The 19190-nt window shown below is 70.9% G+C and carries 18 protein-coding genes and 2 pseudogenes; 8 read left to right on the top strand and 12 right to left on the bottom strand.

Annotated elements, in window-relative coordinates:
* Positions 1–13 precede the first annotated feature (13 nt).
* Entirely contained in the window at positions 14–1186 is a 1173-nt protein-coding gene (locus ABZ659_RS16100; RefSeq protein ID WP_360219259.1) for a DMT family transporter, read from the top strand.
* Here the strand turns inward: ABZ659_RS16100 and ABZ659_RS16095 are convergent.
* The gene (locus ABZ659_RS16095) at positions 1176–2465 is read right to left on the bottom strand and encodes a transglycosylase family protein (protein ID WP_360219256.1); all 1290 of its coding nucleotides are present in this window, start codon (positions 2463–2465) and stop codon (positions 1176–1178) included. The genes ABZ659_RS16100 and ABZ659_RS16095 overlap by 11 nt on opposite strands.
* Positions 2466–2753: 288 nt before the next feature.
* Between ABZ659_RS16095 and gndA the strand changes: the two genes are divergently transcribed.
* Positions 2754–4193, top strand: a complete 1440-nt coding sequence (gene gndA, locus ABZ659_RS16090) for an NADP-dependent phosphogluconate dehydrogenase (protein ID WP_360219253.1) — start codon at positions 2754–2756, stop codon at positions 4191–4193.
* A gap of 487 nt (positions 4194–4680) precedes the next feature.
* Here the strand turns inward: gndA and ABZ659_RS16085 are convergent, their stop codons facing one another.
* Genes ABZ659_RS16085 through panD form a run of 3 tightly spaced genes read right to left on the bottom strand, consistent with a single transcriptional unit; the run spans position 4681 to position 6144 of the window.
* On the bottom strand, positions 4681–5337 hold the full coding sequence (locus ABZ659_RS16085; protein WP_360219250.1) for an aspartate/glutamate racemase family protein: 657 nt from the start codon (positions 5335–5337) through the stop codon (positions 4681–4683).
* Between the two features lie 20 nt (positions 5338–5357).
* Entirely contained in the window at positions 5358–5702 is a 345-nt protein-coding gene (locus ABZ659_RS16080) for a GNAT family N-acetyltransferase (protein ID WP_360219247.1), read from the bottom strand.
* Between the two features lie 22 nt (positions 5703–5724).
* Entirely contained in the window at positions 5725–6144 is a 420-nt protein-coding gene (gene panD, locus ABZ659_RS16075; protein WP_360219244.1) for an aspartate 1-decarboxylase, read from the bottom strand.
* A 635-nt stretch (positions 6145–6779) separates the two neighbouring features.
* On the opposite strand from panD, the gene ABZ659_RS16070 reads away from it, so the two are divergent.
* Together ABZ659_RS16070 and ABZ659_RS16065 are read left to right on the top strand one after the other, a co-directional pair.
* A complete protein-coding gene (locus ABZ659_RS16070; protein ID WP_360219241.1) occupies positions 6780–6980 on the top strand; it encodes a hypothetical protein in 201 nt (66 codons plus the stop codon).
* A gap of 3 nt (positions 6981–6983) precedes the next feature.
* Entirely contained in the window at positions 6984–10598 is a 3615-nt protein-coding gene (locus ABZ659_RS16065; protein ID WP_360219238.1) for a SpoIIE family protein phosphatase, read from the top strand.
* Positions 10599–10899: 301 nt separating this feature from the next.
* Here the strand turns inward: ABZ659_RS16065 and ABZ659_RS16060 are convergent.
* Together ABZ659_RS16060 and ABZ659_RS16055 are read right to left on the bottom strand one after the other, a co-directional pair.
* A pseudogene (locus ABZ659_RS16060) lies at positions 10900–11557 on the bottom strand (nucleotidyl transferase AbiEii/AbiGii toxin family protein).
* Positions 11554–11913 carry a hypothetical protein gene (locus ABZ659_RS16055; protein WP_360219235.1) on the bottom strand — a complete coding sequence of 120 codons (360 nt, stop codon included), beginning with the start codon at positions 11911–11913 and terminating at the stop codon, positions 11554–11556. The pseudogene ABZ659_RS16060 and the gene ABZ659_RS16055 overlap by 4 nt, the downstream one beginning before the upstream one ends.
* 1046 nt (positions 11914–12959) lie before the next feature.
* Here ABZ659_RS16055 and ABZ659_RS16050 point away from each other — a divergent pair.
* The gene (locus ABZ659_RS16050) at positions 12960–13790 is read left to right on the top strand and encodes an IS5 family transposase (protein ID WP_360219232.1); all 831 of its coding nucleotides are present in this window, start codon (positions 12960–12962) and stop codon (positions 13788–13790) included.
* Here ABZ659_RS16050 and ABZ659_RS16045 read toward each other — a convergent pair.
* The 3 genes from ABZ659_RS16045 to ABZ659_RS16035 all read right to left on the bottom strand — a co-directional run bounded on the left by ABZ659_RS16045 (position 13708) and on the right by ABZ659_RS16035 (position 15494).
* On the bottom strand, positions 13708–14274 hold the full coding sequence (locus ABZ659_RS16045) for a hypothetical protein (protein WP_360219229.1): 567 nt from the start codon (positions 14272–14274) through the stop codon (positions 13708–13710). The two genes, ABZ659_RS16050 and ABZ659_RS16045, sit on opposite strands and share 83 nt — an antisense overlap.
* 588 nt (positions 14275–14862) lie before the next feature.
* Positions 14863–15078, bottom strand: coding sequence for a heavy metal-associated domain-containing protein (locus tag ABZ659_RS16040; protein ID WP_360219226.1), 216 nt, complete (start codon positions 15076–15078; stop codon positions 14863–14865).
* Complete coding sequence (locus tag ABZ659_RS16035; RefSeq protein WP_360219223.1) at positions 15075–15494, bottom strand: nuclear transport factor 2 family protein; 420 nt, start codon at positions 15492–15494, stop codon at positions 15075–15077. Before ABZ659_RS16035 ends, ABZ659_RS16040 begins: the two co-directional genes overlap by 4 nt.
* An 85-nt stretch (positions 15495–15579) precedes the next feature.
* On the opposite strand from ABZ659_RS16035, the gene ABZ659_RS16030 reads away from it, so the two are divergent.
* Entirely contained in the window at positions 15580–16179 is a 600-nt protein-coding gene (locus tag ABZ659_RS16030; RefSeq protein ID WP_360219220.1) for a TetR/AcrR family transcriptional regulator, read from the top strand.
* Positions 16180–16235: 56 nt separating this feature from the next.
* Here the strand turns inward: ABZ659_RS16030 and ABZ659_RS16025 are convergent, their stop codons facing one another.
* From ABZ659_RS16025 to ABZ659_RS16015, 3 genes are read right to left on the bottom strand one after another with little or no spacing between them, the layout of a single operon-like run.
* The gene (locus ABZ659_RS16025; RefSeq protein ID WP_360219217.1) at positions 16236–16937 is read right to left on the bottom strand and encodes a cation transporter; all 702 of its coding nucleotides are present in this window, start codon (positions 16935–16937) and stop codon (positions 16236–16238) included.
* The gene (locus ABZ659_RS16020; protein WP_360219214.1) at positions 16938–17273 is read right to left on the bottom strand and encodes a metalloregulator ArsR/SmtB family transcription factor; all 336 of its coding nucleotides are present in this window, start codon (positions 17271–17273) and stop codon (positions 16938–16940) included. It abuts the gene before it with no gap.
* A 27-nt stretch (positions 17274–17300) separates the two neighbouring features.
* Positions 17301–17444, bottom strand: a complete 144-nt coding sequence (locus ABZ659_RS16015; protein WP_360219211.1) for a hypothetical protein — start codon at positions 17442–17444, stop codon at positions 17301–17303.
* A gap of 133 nt (positions 17445–17577) precedes the next feature.
* Between ABZ659_RS16015 and ABZ659_RS16010 the strand changes: the two are divergent.
* Positions 17578–17957, top strand: a pseudogene (locus ABZ659_RS16010) (fic family toxin-antitoxin system, toxin component).
* A gap of 58 nt (positions 17958–18015) precedes the next feature.
* Positions 18016–19107 carry a hypothetical protein gene (locus ABZ659_RS16005; RefSeq protein ID WP_360219208.1) on the top strand — a complete coding sequence of 364 codons (1092 nt, stop codon included), beginning with the start codon at positions 18016–18018 and terminating at the stop codon, positions 19105–19107.
* Positions 19108–19190: the final 83 nt, after the last annotated feature.

Raw genomic sequence — 19190 nt, 5'->3', positions numbered from 1 at the left:
AGAGGAGCAGCCGATGAGCGCCCTCGCGTTGTCCGTGCTGCTGTCGCTCGTGTCCGCGATCGCGTACGCGGGCGGAGCCATCGTGCAGGAGCGCGTGGCGGACACCACGCCCAGCACCCAGCAGTACGCCCCGCTGCGCCGCCCGAGCTGGTGGGCGGCGGTCGCGCTCAACGGCCTCGGCGGTCTGCTGCACGTCGCGGCGCTCGCCTACGGCCCCCTCAGCCTGGTCCAGCCGCTCGGCGCGCTGACCATCGTGTTCGCGCTGCCGATGGCGGCGCTGTTCGTCGGCCGCAGGGCCGGGGCGACCGCCTGGCGGGGCGCGATCATGGCGACCGTGGGCCTGGCGGGGCTGCTCTCCCTGGTCGGCGCCTCCGACAACCAGTCCCTCGGCGCCCCCGAGCAGGCGGCGGTGTTCCTGGTGACCGGCGGTGTCGTGGTGACGCTGATGGTCGCGGGCCGCGCCGCGCACCGGCACCCCGCCGTGCGCGCGATGCTGCTCGCCACCGCGTCCGGCATCGCCTTCGGCATGTCCTCGGTGTTCACCAAGACCGTCGCGGTCGACTGGACCGGCGGCGTCACGGCGGCGGACCTCCCCCCGCTCGCCGCGATCGCGGTACTGGCCACCGCCGGACTGCTGCTGTCGCAGGCCGCCTACCGGGGCGCCGGACTCGCCGCCCCGCTGGCGACGCTGACGGTGGTCAACCCGGTGGTGGCCGCCGCGGTCGGCATCACGATGTTCGGTGAGAGCTTCCGGTACGGCACCACGGGCACCGTGCTCGCACTGAGCTGCGGTGTGGTCGCCGCGGGCGGGCTGATCCTGCTGACCGCGCAGCGCATCCAGAACGAGGACCCGGACGCGGTGTCAGAGCGGGCCGGGGGCGAGCGGGCCGAGGACAGGCGGCAGGCCGGAGCGGACGACCCGGAGCCGGTGGCCGAGCTGGCCCCCGAGCCGCGCGAGCGGCTGCGCGGTGACGTCTTCGTGCCACGGCCGGTCTCCGAGGCCGCCCACGAGAACCGGGCCCCCGTGGACTCGGAGGGCGCCAAGGCGGACGTGGAAGCGAATGCGGACGCGGACGCGGATACCCGGGCGGCTGACCAGCCGGTGCTGTACTACCCCTCCGGCTACGGAGCGGCGTTCGTCCCGGTGCTGGTCCTGGACCGGCACCGGGCGCGGGTCAAATCCTGACGCCCCCGGCGCGCAGATAGGCGACCGGGTCGACGTCCGTACCGAAACCGGGCCCCGTCCGCACCTCGAAGTGCAGATGCGGGCCCGAGCTGTTGCCGGTGGACCCGGAGCGGCCGATGCGCTGACCGGTGCCGACGTGCTGGCCCACCTTGACGGAGATCGCCGACAGATGGGCGTACTGGCTGTAGCGGCCGTCGCCGTGCCTGATCACGACCTGGTAGCCGAAGGAGCCGCCCCAGCCCGCGCTGACCACCTGACCGGCCCCGACGGACTTCACTGAGGTGCCGGTGGGCACGGGGAAGTCGACGCCGGTGTGGTAGCCCTTCGACCAGGACGAGCCGGACGCGTGGTACGGGGTGCCCAGGGCGGCGCTCACCGGGGCGACCAGCGAGTGGGACGCGCGCTCCTCGGAGCGTGACGTGGTCTTCGGCTCGGAGTGGGTCTCCTTGCGCGGGGCGGCCTTCTTGGAGCTCTGCTCGTTCTTGGGGCTCTGCTCCCTCTTGGAGCTCTTCTCCTTCTTCGGGGCCTTCTTCGGGTCCTTCTTGGGGGTCTTCTGCTTCTCGGCGCTGGGGGTCTTCTGCTTCTCGGCGCTCTTGGCCCCCGTGGACCCGCTCCCGGCGCTCTCGTGCTTCTTCGCCTCGCCGTGCAGGCTGAGCCGCTGCCCCGGCAGGATCAGGTCGGGGTCGGCTCCGATGACCGCGCGGTTGACGGCGTACAGGCCCTGCCAGCCGCCCCGGACGTGCGCGGTGTCGGCGATGCCGGAGAGGGTGTCGCCGCGGACCACCGTGTACATCTCGGCCTTCCCGGCCCGTGACTGCGGGGTGGTCTGCGGCTGGACGTCCTGCACGGAGGTTCTGGCCCTGTCGGGCGCCTTGGCGGGTCTGATCTCGGGGCTGGCGCCGCCGCGGGTGAGTCCGGCCCGCGACGAGCACGCCGGCCAGGCGCCGGGGCCCTGCCCGTCGAGCACCTGCTCGGCGACGGCGATCTGCTGGTCCTTGCTGGCGAGGTCGGCGCGCGCGGCGAACCGGGGGCCGCCGTACGCCTCCCAGGTGGACTGGGTGAACTGGAGCCCGCCGTAGTAGCCGTTGCCGGTGTTGACGTCCCAGTCGTTGCCGGACTCACAGGCGGCGACCTTGTCCCAGGTGCCGACGTCGGCCGCCTGGGCGCTGCCGGCGCCGACGAGGGGGATGGCTATCCCGGCGCCGCCGACCGTGACGGTGAGTGAGGCACGGTTGATCCTGTTCGGCTGGTACCGGCGGTGCCGACCGCGTACGGCCATGGGAGAGCCCCTTCGACATGCGTCAGGAGGGCCCAAAAGTATGCGTGTTCAACAGGCCTTGACAAGACGGCAATTCGGCCGGGCGTCACCCCAAGTGGCTGGTTACGCACCCTCGGTTGGCCGGATCGGCGGGGCGGCCGGTGAGCCGGTGGCGGTCGCCGTACGTACAGGTGTCCGTCGGCACCGGACATGCGGCCGGGGTACCGGCACGTCAGGATGGCCCAGAAGGCAGACTGGCGGCACACGCAGTACGCCCGGCACGAACGGATCCCCTAGGGAGCAGGCGGTATGAGCAGCAAAGCCCAGATCGGCGTCACGGGTCTCGCGGTCATGGGCCGCAATCTTGCCCGCAACTTCGCCCGCAACGGCTACCCGGTCGCGGTGCACAACCGGACGGTGGCGCGCACGCACGCCTTGGTGGAGGAGTTCGGCGGCGAGGGCGAGTTCATCGCGGCCGAGACGGCCAAGGAGTTCGTGGACGCGTTGGAGCGCCCACGCCGACTGGTGATCATGGTCAAGGCCGGTGACCCCACCGACGCCGTGATCCAGGAGTTCGCCCCGCTCCTCGAACCCGGTGACATGATCATCGACGGCGGCAACGCGCACTTCGCGGACACCCGGCGCCGGGAGCGGGAACTGCGCGAGCGCGGCATCCACTTCGTCGGCACCGGCATCTCCGGCGGCGAGGAGGGCGCGCTGCACGGCCCGAGCATCATGCCGGGCGGCTCGAAGGAGTCGTACGACTCCCTGGGCCCGATGCTGGAGAAGATCTCCGCGAAGGCGGCGGACGGGGCGCCGTGCGTCACCCACGTCGGCCCCGACGGCGCCGGGCACTTCGTGAAGATGGTGCACAACGGCATCGAGTACGCCGACATGCAGCTGATCGGTGAGGCGTACCAGCTGCTGCGCGACGTGGCGGGGTACGCGCCCGCGCAGATCGCGGAGATCTTCCGCACCTGGAACACCGGTCGTCTGGACTCCTACCTGATCGAGATCACCGCCGAGGTGCTGTCCCACGTGGACGCGGCGACCGGCGAGCCGTTCGTGGACGTGGTGGTGGACCAGGCCGAGCAGAAGGGCACCGGCCGCTGGACCGTGCAGATCGCCCTCGACCTGGGCGTGCCGGTGTCGGGCATCGCGGAGGCGGTCTTCGCCCGCTCGCTGTCCGGCCACGCGGCGCTGCGGGAGGCGTCGCGCGGGCTGGAGGGCCCGAAGGCGACGCCGCTCGGCGAGGCGGAGGCGGCGGCGTTCGCGGACCGGGTGGAGCAGGCCCTGTACGCCTCGAAGATCGTCTCGTACACGCAGGGCTTCCACGAGATCGCCGCGGGCAGCGAGGAGTACGGCTGGGACATCGACCTGGGCGCCGTCTCGGCGATCTGGCGCGGCGGCTGCATCATCCGCGCGGCGTTCCTCGACCGGATCCGCGCCGCGTACGACGCCCGCCCGGACCTGCCGAGCCTGCTGTCCGACGAGACGTTCGCGCAGGAGATCGCAGCGGCGCAGGACGACTGGCGCGAGGTCCTCGTCGCGGCGACCCGGCAGGGCGTCCCCACCCCCGGCTTCTCCGCCGCCCTCGCCTACTACGACGCCCTGCGCGCCGAGCGCCTGCCCGCCGCCCTCACCCAGGGCCAGCGGGACTTCTTCGGCGCGCACACGTACCGGCGGACCGACCGGGAGGGCTCGTTCCACACGCTGTGGGGCGGGGACCGCTCGGAGGTCTCGGGCTGACACCACGTCACGCCCATGCGTCGGGGCCCCGCGCGTGCGGGGCCCCTTCGCGTGTACGGCTCCCTCAGCTGAGCGGCGGCCCGGGCTCCGGGCTGGGCACCGGCTCGGGTCCCGGCGGGATGGGTGACGGGTCGGGCTCCGGCAGGGGGCTGGGGCCGGGGCCGGGGCCCGGCGGGGGATGCGGCACGGGACCGGGGCCCGGGCCGGGCGGCGGCACCGGGGCGGGTCCGGGCTGCGGGGGCGTCGGGGGCGGAGGTGTGGGCGTAGGCGGGGGTGTGGGATCCGGCCCCGGTGGGGGTTCGGGGGTCGGTACGGGGTGGGGTTCGGGGGGCTGGGGCCCGGGGTCGGGCGGTGGCGGCCCGGGGGGTACGGGGTCCGGGTGCGGGTCGGTCATGCTGTCCTCCGGCCAGTGGCGAACGTACGTCGGCTCTGGACTCCTCCCCCGCCTACCCGTCCCCCGCGCCCCCAGTCACCCGCGGGGGTCAGCTCAGGCCCCCGGGTGGGCCACCGCCACCGCGGCAGCCGCGGCGGCCGCGAGGCCGGGCCGGGGGCTGGACAGCACCGGCACCGACGTGGTGGTCAGCCGCTGGGCCGGGGCCATGGATGCCTGCGCGAGGACGATCGAGTCGGCGTCGCCGACGGCGTCGACAGCGGCGGCCACGGTACGGGCGTACGCCTCGGTGTCGCCCGCGGCGAAGCGCTCCCAGGCGCCCGCCACCAGCACGCTCCGCACGTCGACGTCCCGACCGGCGTGCCGCGCCTCCTCCTCGACGAGGGCGACGGTGGGCCCGAGCGTGCTCTCCACCGTCGCCAGCACGACGACCCGCGGCCCCGCGGCCACCGCGGCGGCGGCCATCGGCCGGTCGACACGCAGCACGGGCACCCCCACCTGGGCGGCCGTGGCCTCCGCGACGGCGCCGATGGTCGAGCAGGTGCAGAGCACGGCCCGCGCCCCGTCGGCGACGGCCCGGTCCACCACGCCCCGCACGTCCACCGCGACCCCCGCGGGCCCGCCGTAGCCACGGGCGCGCTCCAACAGCCCTTCATCAACAAGATGTCGCAGCTCAAGCCCCGGATGGTGCTGGTCGTGCAGGGCGTCGAAGACGGGCACGTGCACGGGCGAGGTGTGCAGGAGGGCGAGCACCGAGAAACTCCCGTTCCCGCTCAGAACCGGCCGGGATGCGCGGCGAGCCACGCCTTCGCCGCCCGCAGCAGCTCCGGGTCGGCCGCCGGTGCCTCCTCCGGGTGCCGCTCGGCCCACCGGACGACGTACGGACACAGCGGCGCCACGACCACGCCCTCCCGCGCCGCACCGGCGTACAGCTCACGGGCCAGCGAGCCCGCGATGCCCTTGCCCTCGTGGGCGGGCTCGACGATGGTGTGCACCGGCACGAGCGCGCGGCGCGGGGCGTCGAGGACGAAGTACTCGATACGTCCGACCACCTCACCGCCGCCGACGGCCTCCAGTCGGCCCGCCGCCCGGTCGTCGCGGATCTCGATGTCACTCATGGGGCACCCCACTCCTCGCCGGTCAGCCCCCTACGGCCTGCGGGCTGCGCTGCTGGTCCGAACCCGGCACCGGAGCGGAGGGGTCGGCACCGAGGTCCACGACGCGGTTGTCCGCGTCCACGTGCACGACCCTCGGCTCCAGCTCCCGCGCCTCGGCGTCGGTCACCTGAGCGTAACTGATGATGATCACGAGATCCCCGGGCCGCACGAGGTGCGCCGCGGCCCCGTTGATCCCGACGACCCCGGACCCCCGCTCCCCCTCGATGACGTACGTCTCCAGCCGGGCACCGTTGGTGACATCAACGATGTGCACCAGCTCACCGGGCAGCAGATCAGCGGCGTCCAGCAACTCAGCGTCGATCGTGACCGATCCCACGTAGTGCAGGTCGGCCTGGGTGACGGTGGCACGGTGGATCTTGGACTTGAACATGGTGCGCAGCATGTCGGACTCCTGGAAGACGGCTCCCTGCCTGCTTTGTGCAGGTCAAGGGCGGTCTCGACTCTACACCGACGCACCCGTCCGATGTCTGTGAGCAACATCGCTCCGGCCAGGCGAGGCGGCTTCCCGCCTGGGCTTTCGCGCCGTCACCGACGTCCGTTGGGACGATCGCCCGGAACGCGCGGGGACTCATGCCGACCGGATGCCGGCATACCTGATGAGTCATCAGACATGTGGGAGGCCTTTCTGCCCACACGGACGACCTGCGCCATGCGGAGGCCATGATGCGCGAGGGAGGATATGAGCCGAGCGGTGGGGGGGGGAGGGCCCTGCCACCGCGCCACCGGCTGCCCTGATCAGACGTCACCGCACGCCCACGATGCCAGACCCCTCCGCCGAGGATGGCGCACGACAAGATGCGTCCGTCCCGGTGGGCGGACAACCAGGGGTCGGCCGGCCACGCGTCCCTCACGCACCAGGTGGCGGGTGGGCGGTTCGGCGAGGTAGCGGGCCTGTCCGGGCCGTGCTGAACTGAGCAGAGTGCGTGTCACCACGGCGCCGATCGACGCCGTGGTATGACATCGGTCGAACGCCGGTGCACGTCGCGACGCATGACCTTGAGGATGTGGAGGCGGCTTATGGCGGAGTCGCGGGACGACAAGCAGCCCGGTCTCACGGCCGTAGCGGCATTGGGGTTCGTGCTGATCGTTCCGCCGTTCTTGGCGCGGTTCGATCACATGGGCCAGATCTTCGGCGTCCCCGTTCTCGCGGCTTACCTGTTTCTCGTCTGGGCGATCGTGATCGGTCTGGTCGCCGTGATCGGCGGCAGATCGAGGTAGGCCGTGCTCCAGACCTGGTTCATCGTCGTGGTCTCGGCCGGGTACCTCGGCCTGCTCTTCGCAGTGGCTTTCTACGGTGACCGGCGGGCGGATTCCGGTCGGAGCATCATCAACAATGCCACGGTCTACGCGCTGTCCTTCGGCGTGTACGCCACCTCGTGGACGTACTACGGCAGCGTGGGCGGGGCCGCCAGGACCGGAATCGGCTTCCTGCCGATCTACCTGGGGCCGACGATCATGCTCGCGCTGAGTTGGCTGGTGCTGCGCAGAATCATCCGGATCAGCCAGCGGCACCGGGTCACCTCACTGGCCGACTTCGTCTCCGCCCGCTACGGCAAGAGCACCGCGCTGGGCTGTCTGGTGACGATCATCGCTGTCGTGGGAGTGGTTCCCTACATCTCACTGCAGCTCAAGGCGGTCTCCATCACCTTTGCGGTGATCCGGCGGCACCCCGAGCTCACCTCCACCCCGGAACTGAGCCATATCCCGCTGTGGCAGGACACCGGGCTGTACGCGGCGCTGGTGCTCGCCGCGTTCACCATCGTCTTCGGCACCCGTCATCTGGACGCCACCGAACGCCACGAGGGCATGGTCGCCGCCATCGCGTTCGAGTCCGTGGTCAAGCTCGTGGCGTTCCTCTCGGCCGGGATCTTTGTGACCTTCTGGATGTTCGGCGGGTTCCACGACCTCTTCTCCCGGGCCGCGGACGCGGGCCTCACCACGATGTTCACGCTGCGCGGGCACACCGGCTACGGCATGTGGGTCTGGCTCACCGTGCTGTCCATGCTGGCGATCGTGCTGCTGCCCCGGCAGTGGCAGATCAGCGTTGTGGAGAACGTCGACGTGAAGCACCTCGGACGGGCGATGTGGCTGTTCCCGCTGTACCTCCTCGTGATCAGCTTCTTCGTGCTTCCGATCGCGGCCGGCGGCCTTCTGCGGTTCGGGAAGGCCGTCAACGCCGACACCTACGTGCTGACCCTGCCGATGGCCGAGGGCCACGAGGCACTCGCACTGCTCGTCTTCATCGGCGGCCTCAGTGCGGCCACCAGCATGGTCATCGTCGAGACGACCGCGCTCAGTACCATGGTGTCCAACTCGCTCGTGATGCCGCTGCTGCTGCGCAGCAAGTCCCGGCTGGCGCACCGCGACAACCTCGCCGGGCTGGTGCTGGGCATCCGCCGGGCGACCATCGTGCTGATCCTGCTGCTGGGGTACGCGTACTTTCGGCTCGCGGGCGAGGAGACGGCACTGGTGTCGATCGGCCTGGTGTCGTTCGCGGCTGTGGCACAGTTCGCGCCCGCCATCCTGGGTGGCCTGTTCTGGAAGGGGGGTACCCGCCGGGGCGTGCTGGTCGGCCTGGTGGCGGGATTCGCCGTGTGGGCGTACACCCTGCTGCTGCCGACCTTCGCCGAGGCCGAGCTGCTGCCCTCTTCCTTCCTGAGGGAGGGCCCGCTCGGCATCGGGCTGCTCCGGCCACAGCAGCTGTTCGGCCTGGCGGGAATGGACCCGATCAGCCATGCGATGTTCTGGAGTGCACTGCTGAACTTCGGCGGGTATGTCGCAGTCTCCCTCGCGGACCGTCCGGACGCCGCCGAGCGGGCACAGGCGGAGCGGTTCGTCGAAGTCCTCGAAGAGCCTGTCATGGAGCGGCGCTGGCAGGTCCGCGCCACGGTCGGAGAACTGCAGACCCTGCTGGAGCGCTTCCTCGGGCGGGAGGGCGCCCAGCGGGCGTTGCGCTCCTACCCCGGGAGGAGACCCGATTCACCGGCAGCCGGAGCGCCGCCGGAGCTGGTCCATCACGCGGAAGCCCAGCTCGCCGGCTCGGTGGGCAGCGCGTCCGCGCGGCTTGCGATCGCCGCGGTGGCCGGAGAGGAGGAGGTCGGCACCGAAGAAGTGATGGAGATGATCGGAGAGGCGTCGCAGAGGGTCGAGCTGGTCCGGTGGCGGCTGAAGTTGCTCTACGACGCGACCGGCGGCATCGGCACCACCCTCGATGTGACCCGTACGGCCGAAGAGCTGACGCAGGTCGCGGTTCCGCGCTTCGCCGACTACGTCACCGTCGACCTGGCAGAGTCCATGCTGCGCGATGTGGAACTGGGGACGAACGGCACGAGGACCAGCGGTAGGCGGATGCAGCGCGCGGCCGTCAGCGGCATCCGCGACGACGCTCCCTTGTTCGCCGTCGGCGACCTGATGACGTTCGCGCCCTTCTCACCACAGGCCCGCGCCGTCGAGAGCGGCCTGGCGGTCCTGGTGCCTGATCTGCGCAAGTCCACGGAGTGGCGGGAGGTGGACCTGGACCCCGCGCGGGGCTCCCGCGTCATCGACTTCGGGATCCATTCGCTCATCACGGCGCCGCTGTCCGCGCGCGGTGCGCTGCTGGGCATGGTCCACTTCTGGCGGTCCGAGAAGCCCGACCCCTTCGACCAGGACGACCTCTCCCTCGCGGCAGAACTGGCCACCCGAGCCGCCGTGTCCCTCGACAACGCACGCCGCTACACCCGCGAGCACGGACTGGCCGTGGCCCTGCAGCGGAGACTGCTGCCCCGCGCGCTGCCCGAGCAGGACGCCGTCGAGGTCGCTTCCCGTTACCTGCCCGCGCAGGCGGTCGGCGGCGACTGGTTCGACGTCCTCCCGTTGTCGGGCGCCAGGGTGGCGCTGGTCATGGGGGACATCGTCGGGCACGGACTGCATGCCGCGGCCACCATGGGGCAGCTGCGTACCGCCGTGCACAACTTCTCCACTCCCCTGGACCTGCCGCCCGACGAACTCCTCAGCCACTTGGACGAGTTGGTCGCGCTCATCGACCAGGACGCGATCGCGGCCGGCGACGAAACCACCGTCACCGGAGCCACCTGCCTGTACGCGGTCTATGACCCCGTGACCGGCAACTGTGCCATCGCCAGCGCCGGCCACCTTGCGCCCGCACTCGTACACCCCGACGGGACGGTGGAGTTCCTGGACGTGCCGTCCTGCCTTCCCCTCGGCATCGGCGGACTGCCCTTCGAGTGCGCCGAGGTGCATCTACGCGAGGGCAGCAGGCTCGTCCTGTTCACCGACGGCCTCGTCGAGCGCCGCGACATGGACATCGACGACGGGCTCCGGCTGCTCCGCGAAACGCTGGCGGGCATTGACCGGTCGCCAGAGGAGACCTGTGACGCCGTGCTCGACGCCCTGCTGCCGGAGATCCAGAGCGACGACATCGCGGTGCTCGTCGCCCGTACGCGGGTGCTGGGGCCCGGGCAGGTCGCCGAGTGGGACGTAGAGCGCGATCATGCCGCCGTTCGCGGCGTACGCGCTGCCGTCTCGGCCCGGCTCATGGAGTGGGGACTGGAGGACCTCGTCTTCACGACGGAGCTGATCTGCAGCGAGCTGATCACCAACGCCATGCGCCACGCCACAGGGCCCATCAAGGCGCGGTTGATCCGCGACCGCGTGCTGATCTTCGAGGTCTCGGACCACAGCAGCACCTCGCCGCATCTGCGCTATGCGGCCAGCACGGACGAGGGCGGACGGGGCCTCTTCCTCGTGGCCCAGTTCGCTGAGCGATGGGGCACTCGCCACACCGAGGACGGCAAGGTCATCTGGACGGAGCAGGCGATGACGCTCGGCGGCTGACGGCGCCGCCCGCGGACCCGGTGCGGCCGCCCCGCCGCCGGGACCGCCGGCCCGCTGTTCGGCAGACGGGCGCATCAAGCGTTCCGGAGCGGGCGACGGCCGTCATGAACCACGCTGCATCCCCGTTCGGCGCCCCCGTCGGTACCTTCACTCAGCTGCTGTCGTCCACGGGGCGCGGCGCCCGTCTCGCCCGGCCGTGGACCCACCTGCCCAGCCGCTCGGCCAACTCACTCCACGCGACCGTGGCGCCACAGCCTCTCGTTACAACGGCGGTAGAGGGGACGGACGCGATGACCGCCTCTCAGGCGTTCTCGTCATGGATGCGCGCGCTCAGATCCTCCGCCCACTCCAGCGCCCACGCCTTGAGTTCTTCGACCTGCCGGGAGGTGAGCCCGTACGCGGTGTAGTCCTCATCCTCGTACCAGTCCGCGCCGATGAGCCGGTCCCGGAGGTCTTCGAGGCTGAACGTCGTGGGTGCGACGGCGGCCCAGGGATTCGAGGTCTGCGATGGAGCGGTGGCGGGAGGCGGCCTGGACGTCGATGAGGTCGCGGACGGTGCCGCGGTCGGCGAGGGCGCGGACCTTGGTGCCGATCACGTCGTCGAGGGAAAGAACGGGACCGTAGGGGGTTTGGGCGGGCGGAGCCCAGAACGCCTCCTTGAGGACATCGACCTCGCACTCCTCGCCGGTGCCCGGATCGGTGACGAGGAACCGGCCGCTGAGCGGATCGGTCTGGACGTGCGTGGGCCGCCATCCGCGCGCGCTGAGCCCTGCTGTGAGTGAGGCGACGATCTCCTGCATCGGAGCGGGGTTCTCGGTGGCGACGTCGAGGTCACGGCTGAAGCGTTCGACCAGGCCGTGGGCCTGCACGGCGTATCCGCCGGTGAGGACCAGAGGGTAGGGGGAGCCGAGGTCGAGGATGTCGGCGAGGAGACGCTCGTGGAGCGGAGTGAGCTTCACGCGGCGGTCGTGTCGCCCGGAGCGGTGCGGAGCAGCTCGGGGAAGGCGTCCTCCCAGACCTCGCGGATGTAGGGACTGATCAAGCGCCGCAGCACGGGCCACTGCTCAGTAAGCAGCCGGGGGTGCAGGAGGGCCACCAGGTCCTCACTCAGTCCTTCGGCGAGGACGGTCCGGTAGAGCGTCATGCGGGACTTCGGACGGTCCAGGCTGTAGCTGGTCCGACCGGACCAGACGATGTGGAGCGGCAGGTCGACGTTGCCCTCGACGGGACCGGCCAGCTCCAGCAAGCGCTCGGGCAGTCGGCTGCGGTAGCGGTCCCGCAGCACCTCGGCGCGGGGGGCGATCGTCGTGTCCATGCATCCAGTATCGCTGCTGGGAGGCGGCGGCATGGTGAATACGGGGATCCGCTGTCGTACGTACGGGTCGGGCGTCGCACGTCCTTTCCTCGGACATCTCACCCAGTGGGCGCTTAGCGGATCATGGCCTACCCGTGCAGCCCCCCAGGTGGCGCGGCAACCCGGCTGTCCTGCCGACCCGGCACCGGCCCCGCTCGCGGGCGCGGGTGATCATGAGGCAGCAGGTCACACGGCGGGCCGCCGCGGTGGAGTCGGCTGCGGCTTCGGTCTCAGTGTCGGACATGACGACGGTGCCGAAGCCGAGGCCCATGGCGCCGGCGCAGTGGACGGGAAGGACTCCAGTGCGGCCGAGGGTACGGTGGCGGCCAAAGGGGGCAGGCGGCATCCATAGGGCACGCCACTTCTGCCCCCGAACGCAGCCCACTCGCTCAGGACCCGTGCCGCGGACGAGCTGTCGAGTCGTGCAGCGAACCTCCCGAGCGGGAGCCAGGCACCTGTGTCCAGGTCCTTCGTCATGGCCGCCACCAGGTCAGCAAGCTGGGACGCTCCCGCATCCGATGCTGACCGTTTGCTGACCCGAGCGGGGTCAGCGGGCCTCTGACCTGCAAAAATACCCAAACGCTAGATCTTGGACTTGAACATGGTGCGCAGCATGTCGGACTCCTGGAAGACGGCTCCCTGCCTGCTTTGTGCAGGTCAAGGGCGGTCCCGACCTTACACCGACACCCCCGACCGATGTTTGTGAGGAACATCACTCCGGCCTGGTTGCTGTAAGTGCGTTGTGGCAAACCGGATCTCGTTCGAAGCCTGCGGTGCGGGTGATCATTCGGGCAGAGATGCCCATGTGGTCGTGGGCATGAAGAAACGGGCCCCTTGGTAGTGACGTGGTTGTTGAGGCCGGTCACGAGCAAGGAGACCCGTTGCCTGACGAGTTGACCATCCCTGCTGTGCCCGCGTCCACCACGGTCACCCCTGGGTGTGACTGCTACGTCCACAGGTTCGGTTCGGTCGCTCCGGGACGGCGGGTGCGGTGCTATCCGAGCGACATGACGGATGCGGAGTGGGCCGAGGTCCGCTCCGCGATGCCGGTGCCGGCCTGGCTGCTCAAGCGGGGCGGGCGTCCGGAGGCGTACTGCCACCGCGAGATACTCGACGCGGTGCGCTACCTGGTCGACAACGGCGTGAGGTGGATGGCCCTGCCGGTTGACTTCCCGTACTGGCGGGCGGTCTACGACTTCTTCCGCCGCTGGCGGGCCTGTGACTACGTGCGTGAACTGTACGAACGCCTGCGCCGCACGGCGAGGGAACGCTCAGGCCGCAACGCCGAGCCCAGTGCGGGAGTCATCGACAGTCAGTCGGTGGACGCCTCCGAGACCGTCGGCGAGGACAGCCGCGGATACGACGGCGGCAAGTCACGTGACGGACGCAAGCGCCACATCCTGACCGACACCGAGGGCCTGCTCCTCGAGGTGACCGTGACCACGGCCGACGTGCACGACTCCAAGGCCGCCCCCGCGCTGCTGGAGACGTTCATGGACCAGCCGGGCCGGCTGCTGAAGCTGGTGTGGGTCGACAGCGCCTACCAGGGTCCGGCGCTGGCGAAGGCGTTCGCCCGCCACGGAGTGCGCGTCGAGGTCGTGCGCCGCTCTGACGGGCGGCGCGGATTTGTCGTCCTGGCCCGCAGGTGGGTGGTGGAGCGCACGCTGAGCTGGCTCTCCCGCTCACGCCGCCTCAACCGCGACCACGAACGCCGCCCCGACCACCACGCGGCGATGGTGTGGTGGGCCGCCGTGATCAGGCTGTCGAGGCGCCTGGCCGCAGACGCTCCGCGCTGGCCGGAGAAGCGCCCCAGCCGACTGCCTCGGGCGCGGGCATGAACCGTCCGTCCTTCGCCCGCACCAGCCAGCCCCGCTTCTCCAGCACGTAGGCACGGTGACGGATCTTCTCCACCTCGTTCTTGATCTCCGCTTCCCGGCCCACCGCCCGCGTCAGCTCCACCCCGTTCACCGGCCCCGCAGCGGCCACCACCGCAGCGAACACCTCCCGGTACAGGCCGCTGAGCACCTCCTCGCCCAGGCCCGACCGCCACACCGGCGGCCTCTCGCCATGCCCCGCGCCGGGGCCGCTCGACCCCACCGCCGCAGCCCTCTCACCACCAGACGGCACGGAAACCGGCGTACTTACCGGGCTCTCCTCGGCCAGCACCGACACGAGCTCCTCACGCCCCACCCGGGCCCGCTCGACTCGCTCCCGCGCGGCATCCACCTCCGCCTGAGCCTGCTCCAGAACCTCCGTCCAGGACTCCAGATCCTGCCTCGCCCGCGCCTCACGCTGTTCCATCAACCCCAGCACCGACGGCATCGCACCCTCCTCGATCCACAACAAGCCGCCCGCTGCCTGCCCCTACCCCATCGCGATCATGCCCCGCACACGAAGAAGCCCCTGCTCATCGAACAGGGACTCCCTTTACCACAACGCACTAAGAGGCGGCGGCATGGGGGATACGGCGGCCCCCGTTCTGCCAGTCGGACCACGCGCCGCCATGGGTCAGCCGGCCCAGGCCCCTCGTATCCCGTCTCAAAGGAGGTGAGGTTCCCCCGAGATACGGGAAGTGGTGACAGTGGGTCAGACAGGACTCACGGAGAGGAGCCCTGCCGATGCCCGACCCGGGGAAGTACCCGTTGGAGCTGCGTGAGCGTGCGGTGCGGATGTACCGCGCCGCAGAGCCGAAGCCCGTGATCCGCCGCATGGCAGCCCTCTCGGTGACGGTTGTCGGAGGCGGGCCTGACGCCGCCGCTTGGCGTGCGGGACGCGGTCAGTTCCGCAGGTGCAACCATCTATGCATGTGTCGGGCGGGTCGGCGGCCGAAGGCGTGGACCCCGGCGCACGGACAGTCCGACGCGCGGTTCAACGGTGGGGCACTGCCTCGTGGCGGCTGCCGGCAGGGATCTACGCGCCTTCGGCAGACAGCTCGTAGCCCGCTTCCTCGACCGCCGCGCGTACGCTCGCGGTGTCCAGCGCTTCATCGCTCGTGATCACGACCCTGCCGCTGTCGACGTCCACGCTGACAGCCGTGACACCGGCGATGCCTTCGAGCTCTTCGCCAACCGACGCCGCGCAGTGGCCGCAGACCATTCCTGTGACGGCGTAGACGCGCTCGGTCACGGTGTCGTCGCCTGCCGCCCGCTGCTTCCGTCGACCCGAAGAGTGCGGGTGGTCATGTGGGCCTGGCGCATACGTCCGTCCGGCACGAACCGGCCGAAGAAGTAGACCTCGGTGGCGAGGTCCTTGCCGCGCTGCGAGGAGTGCATGGTGTACCGGGCGGCGAGCCGGTCGCCGTCGACGACGGCCTCGTGCACCTCCATACGCAGAGTGGGGCGGTTCCTGCGCACGGGACGGCAGTGCTCGATGAGCTTGTCGCGGTCCATCCGGTGCCCGTCGGCGATCTCGACGATGTCCGGGGTGTGATACCGGTCGATGATCGCCGCCGCATCCTCGTCCGACCGCAGCAACTCCTCGGTCAAGGAGGTGTAGAAGTCCGCGATGAACTGTCCGGGGTCGGTGCTGCCGAGTGGTCGCATGTCTCTCCCGCTCTCGATGTACGGACGCAATCTTTTACGAGCTGTAAAATATACAGCCGCTGACAAGTTTGGCAACATGTAAGAAATGAAGTCATCCCCTTCCCGCAACCGCCGCGCCGACGCCCGCCGCAGCAGGGCCGCCATCCTGGATGCCGCGACTCAGGTCCTCAACATCGAGCCCGACGCCGGCCTGGAGGCCATCGCCGGAGCCGCGGGCGTGACCCGACCGACGGTCTACGCCCACTTCTCCTCCCGGGAACAGCTCCTGCTGGCCGTGGTCGAGCGGATCACCGACGAGGCCGTGGCCGCCATGGACGCCATCGCCCATGACGCCGACACCGCGACGGAAACGCTGTTCCGCATGATCGATGCCAGCGCCCAGGTGGCCGAGCGCTACCCCGTGCTGCTGAGGATGATCAGTGCCCAGCCCGTCAGCACGGAGGTCGACCGGGACCGGCACCTGCCCGTCGCCGAGCGGCTTGGACAGGTGATCGAACGAGGGCAACGGACCGGGGAGTTCGACAGCAGCCTCCCCGTCGACTGGCTCGTCGCCTCGACCATGGCGCTCGGCCACACCGCGAGCACGGAGCAGGACGCCGGCCGCCTCCCCGCGGCGGAGGCGCAGGATGTGCTGCGTGTCAGCCTGCTCCGCCTGCTCGGCGCCGCCGGACCAGCGGGCGCCTGAGGTAGCGCACCGTCCGCGCCCGATGCGAATGCCGAGGATTGCCGCGGTTGTGGTTGTCAGCAGCAGTCACCACCCTTGGCGCAGCCGCAGGTTACTGCGGTACTCACGTCAGAGGCGTGAGTGGTGGGCGCGCAGCATCCCTTCCCTTGCCAGGCGTCGCGACCTTCCTTGACGGCGATCGCGGAGATGACGAGGGCGGCGATCGGGTCGGCCCAGGACCAGCCGAGCAGCAGGTTGGCCAGCAGGCCGACCAGGAGCACGGCGGAGAGGTAGGTGCACAGCAGGGTCTGCTTGGAGTCGGCGACCGCGGATGCGGAGCCGAGCTCGCGGCCGGCCTTGCGTTGGGCTGCCGACAGGAAGGGCATGATCGCCAGCGAGAGAGCGGCGAGGACGATGCCGGGGATCGAGTGGTCGGCCTCGCCGGTGCCGGTCAGCGCGCGGACGGCATCGACGGTGACGTAGGCCGCGAGCGCGAAGAACGACACGGCGATGATCCGCAGGGTGCGCTGCTCGCGGGCCTCGCGGACGGCGGGGTCGCGGGCGGAGAACTGCCAGGCGACGGCTGTGGCGGAGGAGACCTCGATGACGGAGTCGAGCCCGAAGCCCACCAGTGCGGCCGAGGAGGCCAGGGTGCCGGCGGTGATCGCGACCACGGCTTCGATGACGTTGTAGGCGATGGTCGCAGCGACGAGCAGGCGTATGCGCCGGGCGAGCGTGTCACGGCGGGCTGAGTTGGGGCTGAGGGGTATCGCGGTCATTCAGCAGCATCCCTTCTTCTCCGCGTCCGGGCAGGTCTTGTCCGCTTCGACGGCGACAACGGCTGTCCGCAGGTCGTCGAGCGCGTGGCCGAGGCGTTCGTCGGCGAGTTCGTAGCGGGTGCGTCGGCCGTCGGGGACGGTGACGACCAGGCCGCAGTCGCGCAGGCAGGCCAGGTGGTTCGACAGCCGGGTACGGGAGACTTCCAGGGCGTCGGCGAGGTCGGCCGGGTAGGCGGGGGCCTGGCGGAGGGCGAGCAGGACGCGGCAGCGGATGGGGTCGGCGAGGGCGCGGCCGAACCGCGCCAGCGCCTCGATGTCAGCAGCGAGTGTCAGCACCCCCAGAGGGTACATAGAAGCCTGAATTCATGGAAACGTGGATTCAGGGCGGCTGGCGGCTTCGGCGGCGTAGACGTTGCCCTGTCCGCCGATGTGCTTCCAGGAGTCGGCGGTGTCTTGGTGAACGCCGAGCAGTCGGCTGACCATGACGGCGGGCAGCTCGGAGGCCATCTCGACGAGGGCAGTGTTGCGGGCCGTGCGTGGCCGGATGCCGAACAGGTGGAGGCGGCGGACGAGCTGTGGGCGGGCTGGTCGAAGCTGAGATCGTCAGCACGTGATCGTCCGGCACGGGCGAGGTCGGGCGTTGACGAACCCGCACATCGACGTTCCCTGGATCCTGCAGGTCGCCGGGGCCGCCGGGGTGAACGACCCGGCCCCCGACGACTACGGCGTCCCCGTCTCGGTGGTCGCCCGCCACCAGGCCGAACTGTTCGAACAGCCCGTCTACGACGGCCCTACGCCAGAGCCGCCGCCCTGGTGCACACGCTGGGCCGGTGCCGCTGGCTGGAACGCTCCGTCATGGCCGTGGCCGCCGCCACCGGCGTGATGTACCTCGAGGCCGCCGGGATCACCGTCGAACCCGTCCGCGAGGACGCCCTCGCCCTCGAGGACCTGCTCCTGGCCCCGGCCTGCACCGCCGGGAAGACCGCCGCCCTGCTGCGCAGCTGGCCCACCGTCACCTGACGCGGCTCTCCCCGCGGTGGCACGCTACCTGCCACTCCGGTGTGGAAGCATGCCATCCATGTCCACCGATCCCACAGACGCGGCCGCTGTGGCACACACGGCCCGCCTCGTTGCCACGGTCCTCGCCCCCCTCGGTGCCGTAGACGCCGACGCTCCGCGCATCCAGTACGGGCCCGGTCACAGGTTGCTCGTCCAGCGCGGGGACGACGAGCTCGCCATGGTCCGGCTCGGCCCGACAGGTCAGGAGCACGGCGCCGAGTCCCGCTTCCCCGCCCCCTGGCCTCGGCCCTTCGGCGATGCCACCGTCTCTCCCACGGGCGACCTCGCCGTGTTCAGCGGCGTGCACGCCGTACGGGCCGTGGACCGGACGGGCAAGGTTCACTGGGAGCTCCCGCACGGGTGCTGGTCCGCCGCCAGGTGCACGACGGCCCACGCCTCGTTCGGAGAGTACGCGGACGACCCGCGGCATCGGGACGCGGACCGCGGTTCCGCCGCGTTCAGCCCGGACGGCAAGCTGGTGTGGGCCCATGTGCGGCACGCACAGGACTGGCCGCACGAGGAGTGGCTGGTCCTTGACGCTGCCGACGGGTCGGTGCTCGGCCGGACCAGGACCTCGACCGTGGGTTCGGCGTCCGCGCACTTCCCGCATCCCGACGGCTCGTACATGGGACTGACCGTCGGTGAGGGGCATGAGGACTCCCCTTCCCTGTGGGGGCATTGGGACGGTACGGACCTGAGCTTCGAACGCATCGAAGGGGTACTGCTGCAGGACGTCAGCCCGTCCGGTGGCCACTTCCTGTGCACGGATCCCGGCCAGTGGGCGCTGTATCTGCACGAGTCCCCCGGCGCGCAGGAGACCGGACGCCTCAACGCCAGGGATGTCGTGCCACCCGCGCCGGGTGAGGACATGGCGCGCTGGGACTACGAGGGCGCCTACCCCTACGAGGACGGTGCCGTCGTCAGCACCGACGGGCACACCACCGAGCCCCGTCACTGGCTCGTGGACCCGGGCACACTCGCCCTGCGCGGACGGATCGTCTACTCCCTGCCGGTCCCGGGCAGCCCGTCACCGGCCGGCCCCGGCCTGTGGGCCACCCTCGCCGAGGACCGCGCGGCCGTGCACCTGTGGAGTCTGACCGGCGCGAGCTGAGCGCGTCCCGCGACGCGAACGCCCGGCCGGGGAAGCTCCCCGGCCGGGCGTCCTGCTTGCGTGTCCGGCGGCGCCACTGGAGG

This window comes from Streptomyces sp. NPDC006997, from assembly GCF_040635175.1.
Classification (GTDB): Bacteria; Actinomycetota; Actinomycetes; order Streptomycetales; family Streptomycetaceae; genus Streptomyces.
Note: the sequence above shows the minus strand (reverse complement) of the source record. Positions and strands in the feature narration are given on the sequence as shown.

Coding starts and splice junctions, on each gene's coding strand:
- ABZ659_RS16100 (WP_360219259.1), top strand. CDS start 14: ATGAGCGCCCTCGCGTTGTCCGTGCTGCTGTCGCTCGTGTCCGCGATC.
- ABZ659_RS16095 (WP_360219256.1), bottom strand. CDS start 2,465: ATGGCCGTACGCGGTCGGCACCGCCGGTACCAGCCGAACAGGATCAAC.
- gndA (WP_360219253.1), top strand. CDS start 2,754: ATGAGCAGCAAAGCCCAGATCGGCGTCACGGGTCTCGCGGTCATGGGC.
- ABZ659_RS16080 (WP_360219247.1), bottom strand. CDS start 5,702: ATGAGTGACATCGAGATCCGCGACGACCGGGCGGCGGGCCGACTGGAG.
- panD (WP_360219244.1), bottom strand. CDS start 6,144: ATGCTGCGCACCATGTTCAAGTCCAAGATCCACCGTGCCACCGTCACC.
- ABZ659_RS16070 (WP_360219241.1), top strand. CDS start 6,780: ATGGCGGAGTCGCGGGACGACAAGCAGCCCGGTCTCACGGCCGTAGCG.
- ABZ659_RS16055 (WP_360219235.1), bottom strand. CDS start 11,913: ATGGACACGACGATCGCCCCCCGCGCCGAGGTGCTGCGGGACCGCTAC.
- ABZ659_RS16050 (WP_360219232.1), top strand. CDS start 12,960: ATGACGGATGCGGAGTGGGCCGAGGTCCGCTCCGCGATGCCGGTGCCG.
- ABZ659_RS16045 (WP_360219229.1), bottom strand. CDS start 14,274: ATGCCGTCGGTGCTGGGGTTGATGGAACAGCGTGAGGCGCGGGCGAGG.
- ABZ659_RS16035 (WP_360219223.1), bottom strand. CDS start 15,494: ATGCGACCACTCGGCAGCACCGACCCCGGACAGTTCATCGCGGACTTC.
- ABZ659_RS16030 (WP_360219220.1), top strand. CDS start 15,580: ATGAAGTCATCCCCTTCCCGCAACCGCCGCGCCGACGCCCGCCGCAGC.
- ABZ659_RS16025 (WP_360219217.1), bottom strand. CDS start 16,937: ATGACCGCGATACCCCTCAGCCCCAACTCAGCCCGCCGTGACACGCTC.
- ABZ659_RS16015 (WP_360219211.1), bottom strand. CDS start 17,444: ATGGCCTCCGAGCTGCCCGCCGTCATGGTCAGCCGACTGCTCGGCGTT.
- ABZ659_RS16005 (WP_360219208.1), top strand. CDS start 18,016: ATGTCCACCGATCCCACAGACGCGGCCGCTGTGGCACACACGGCCCGC.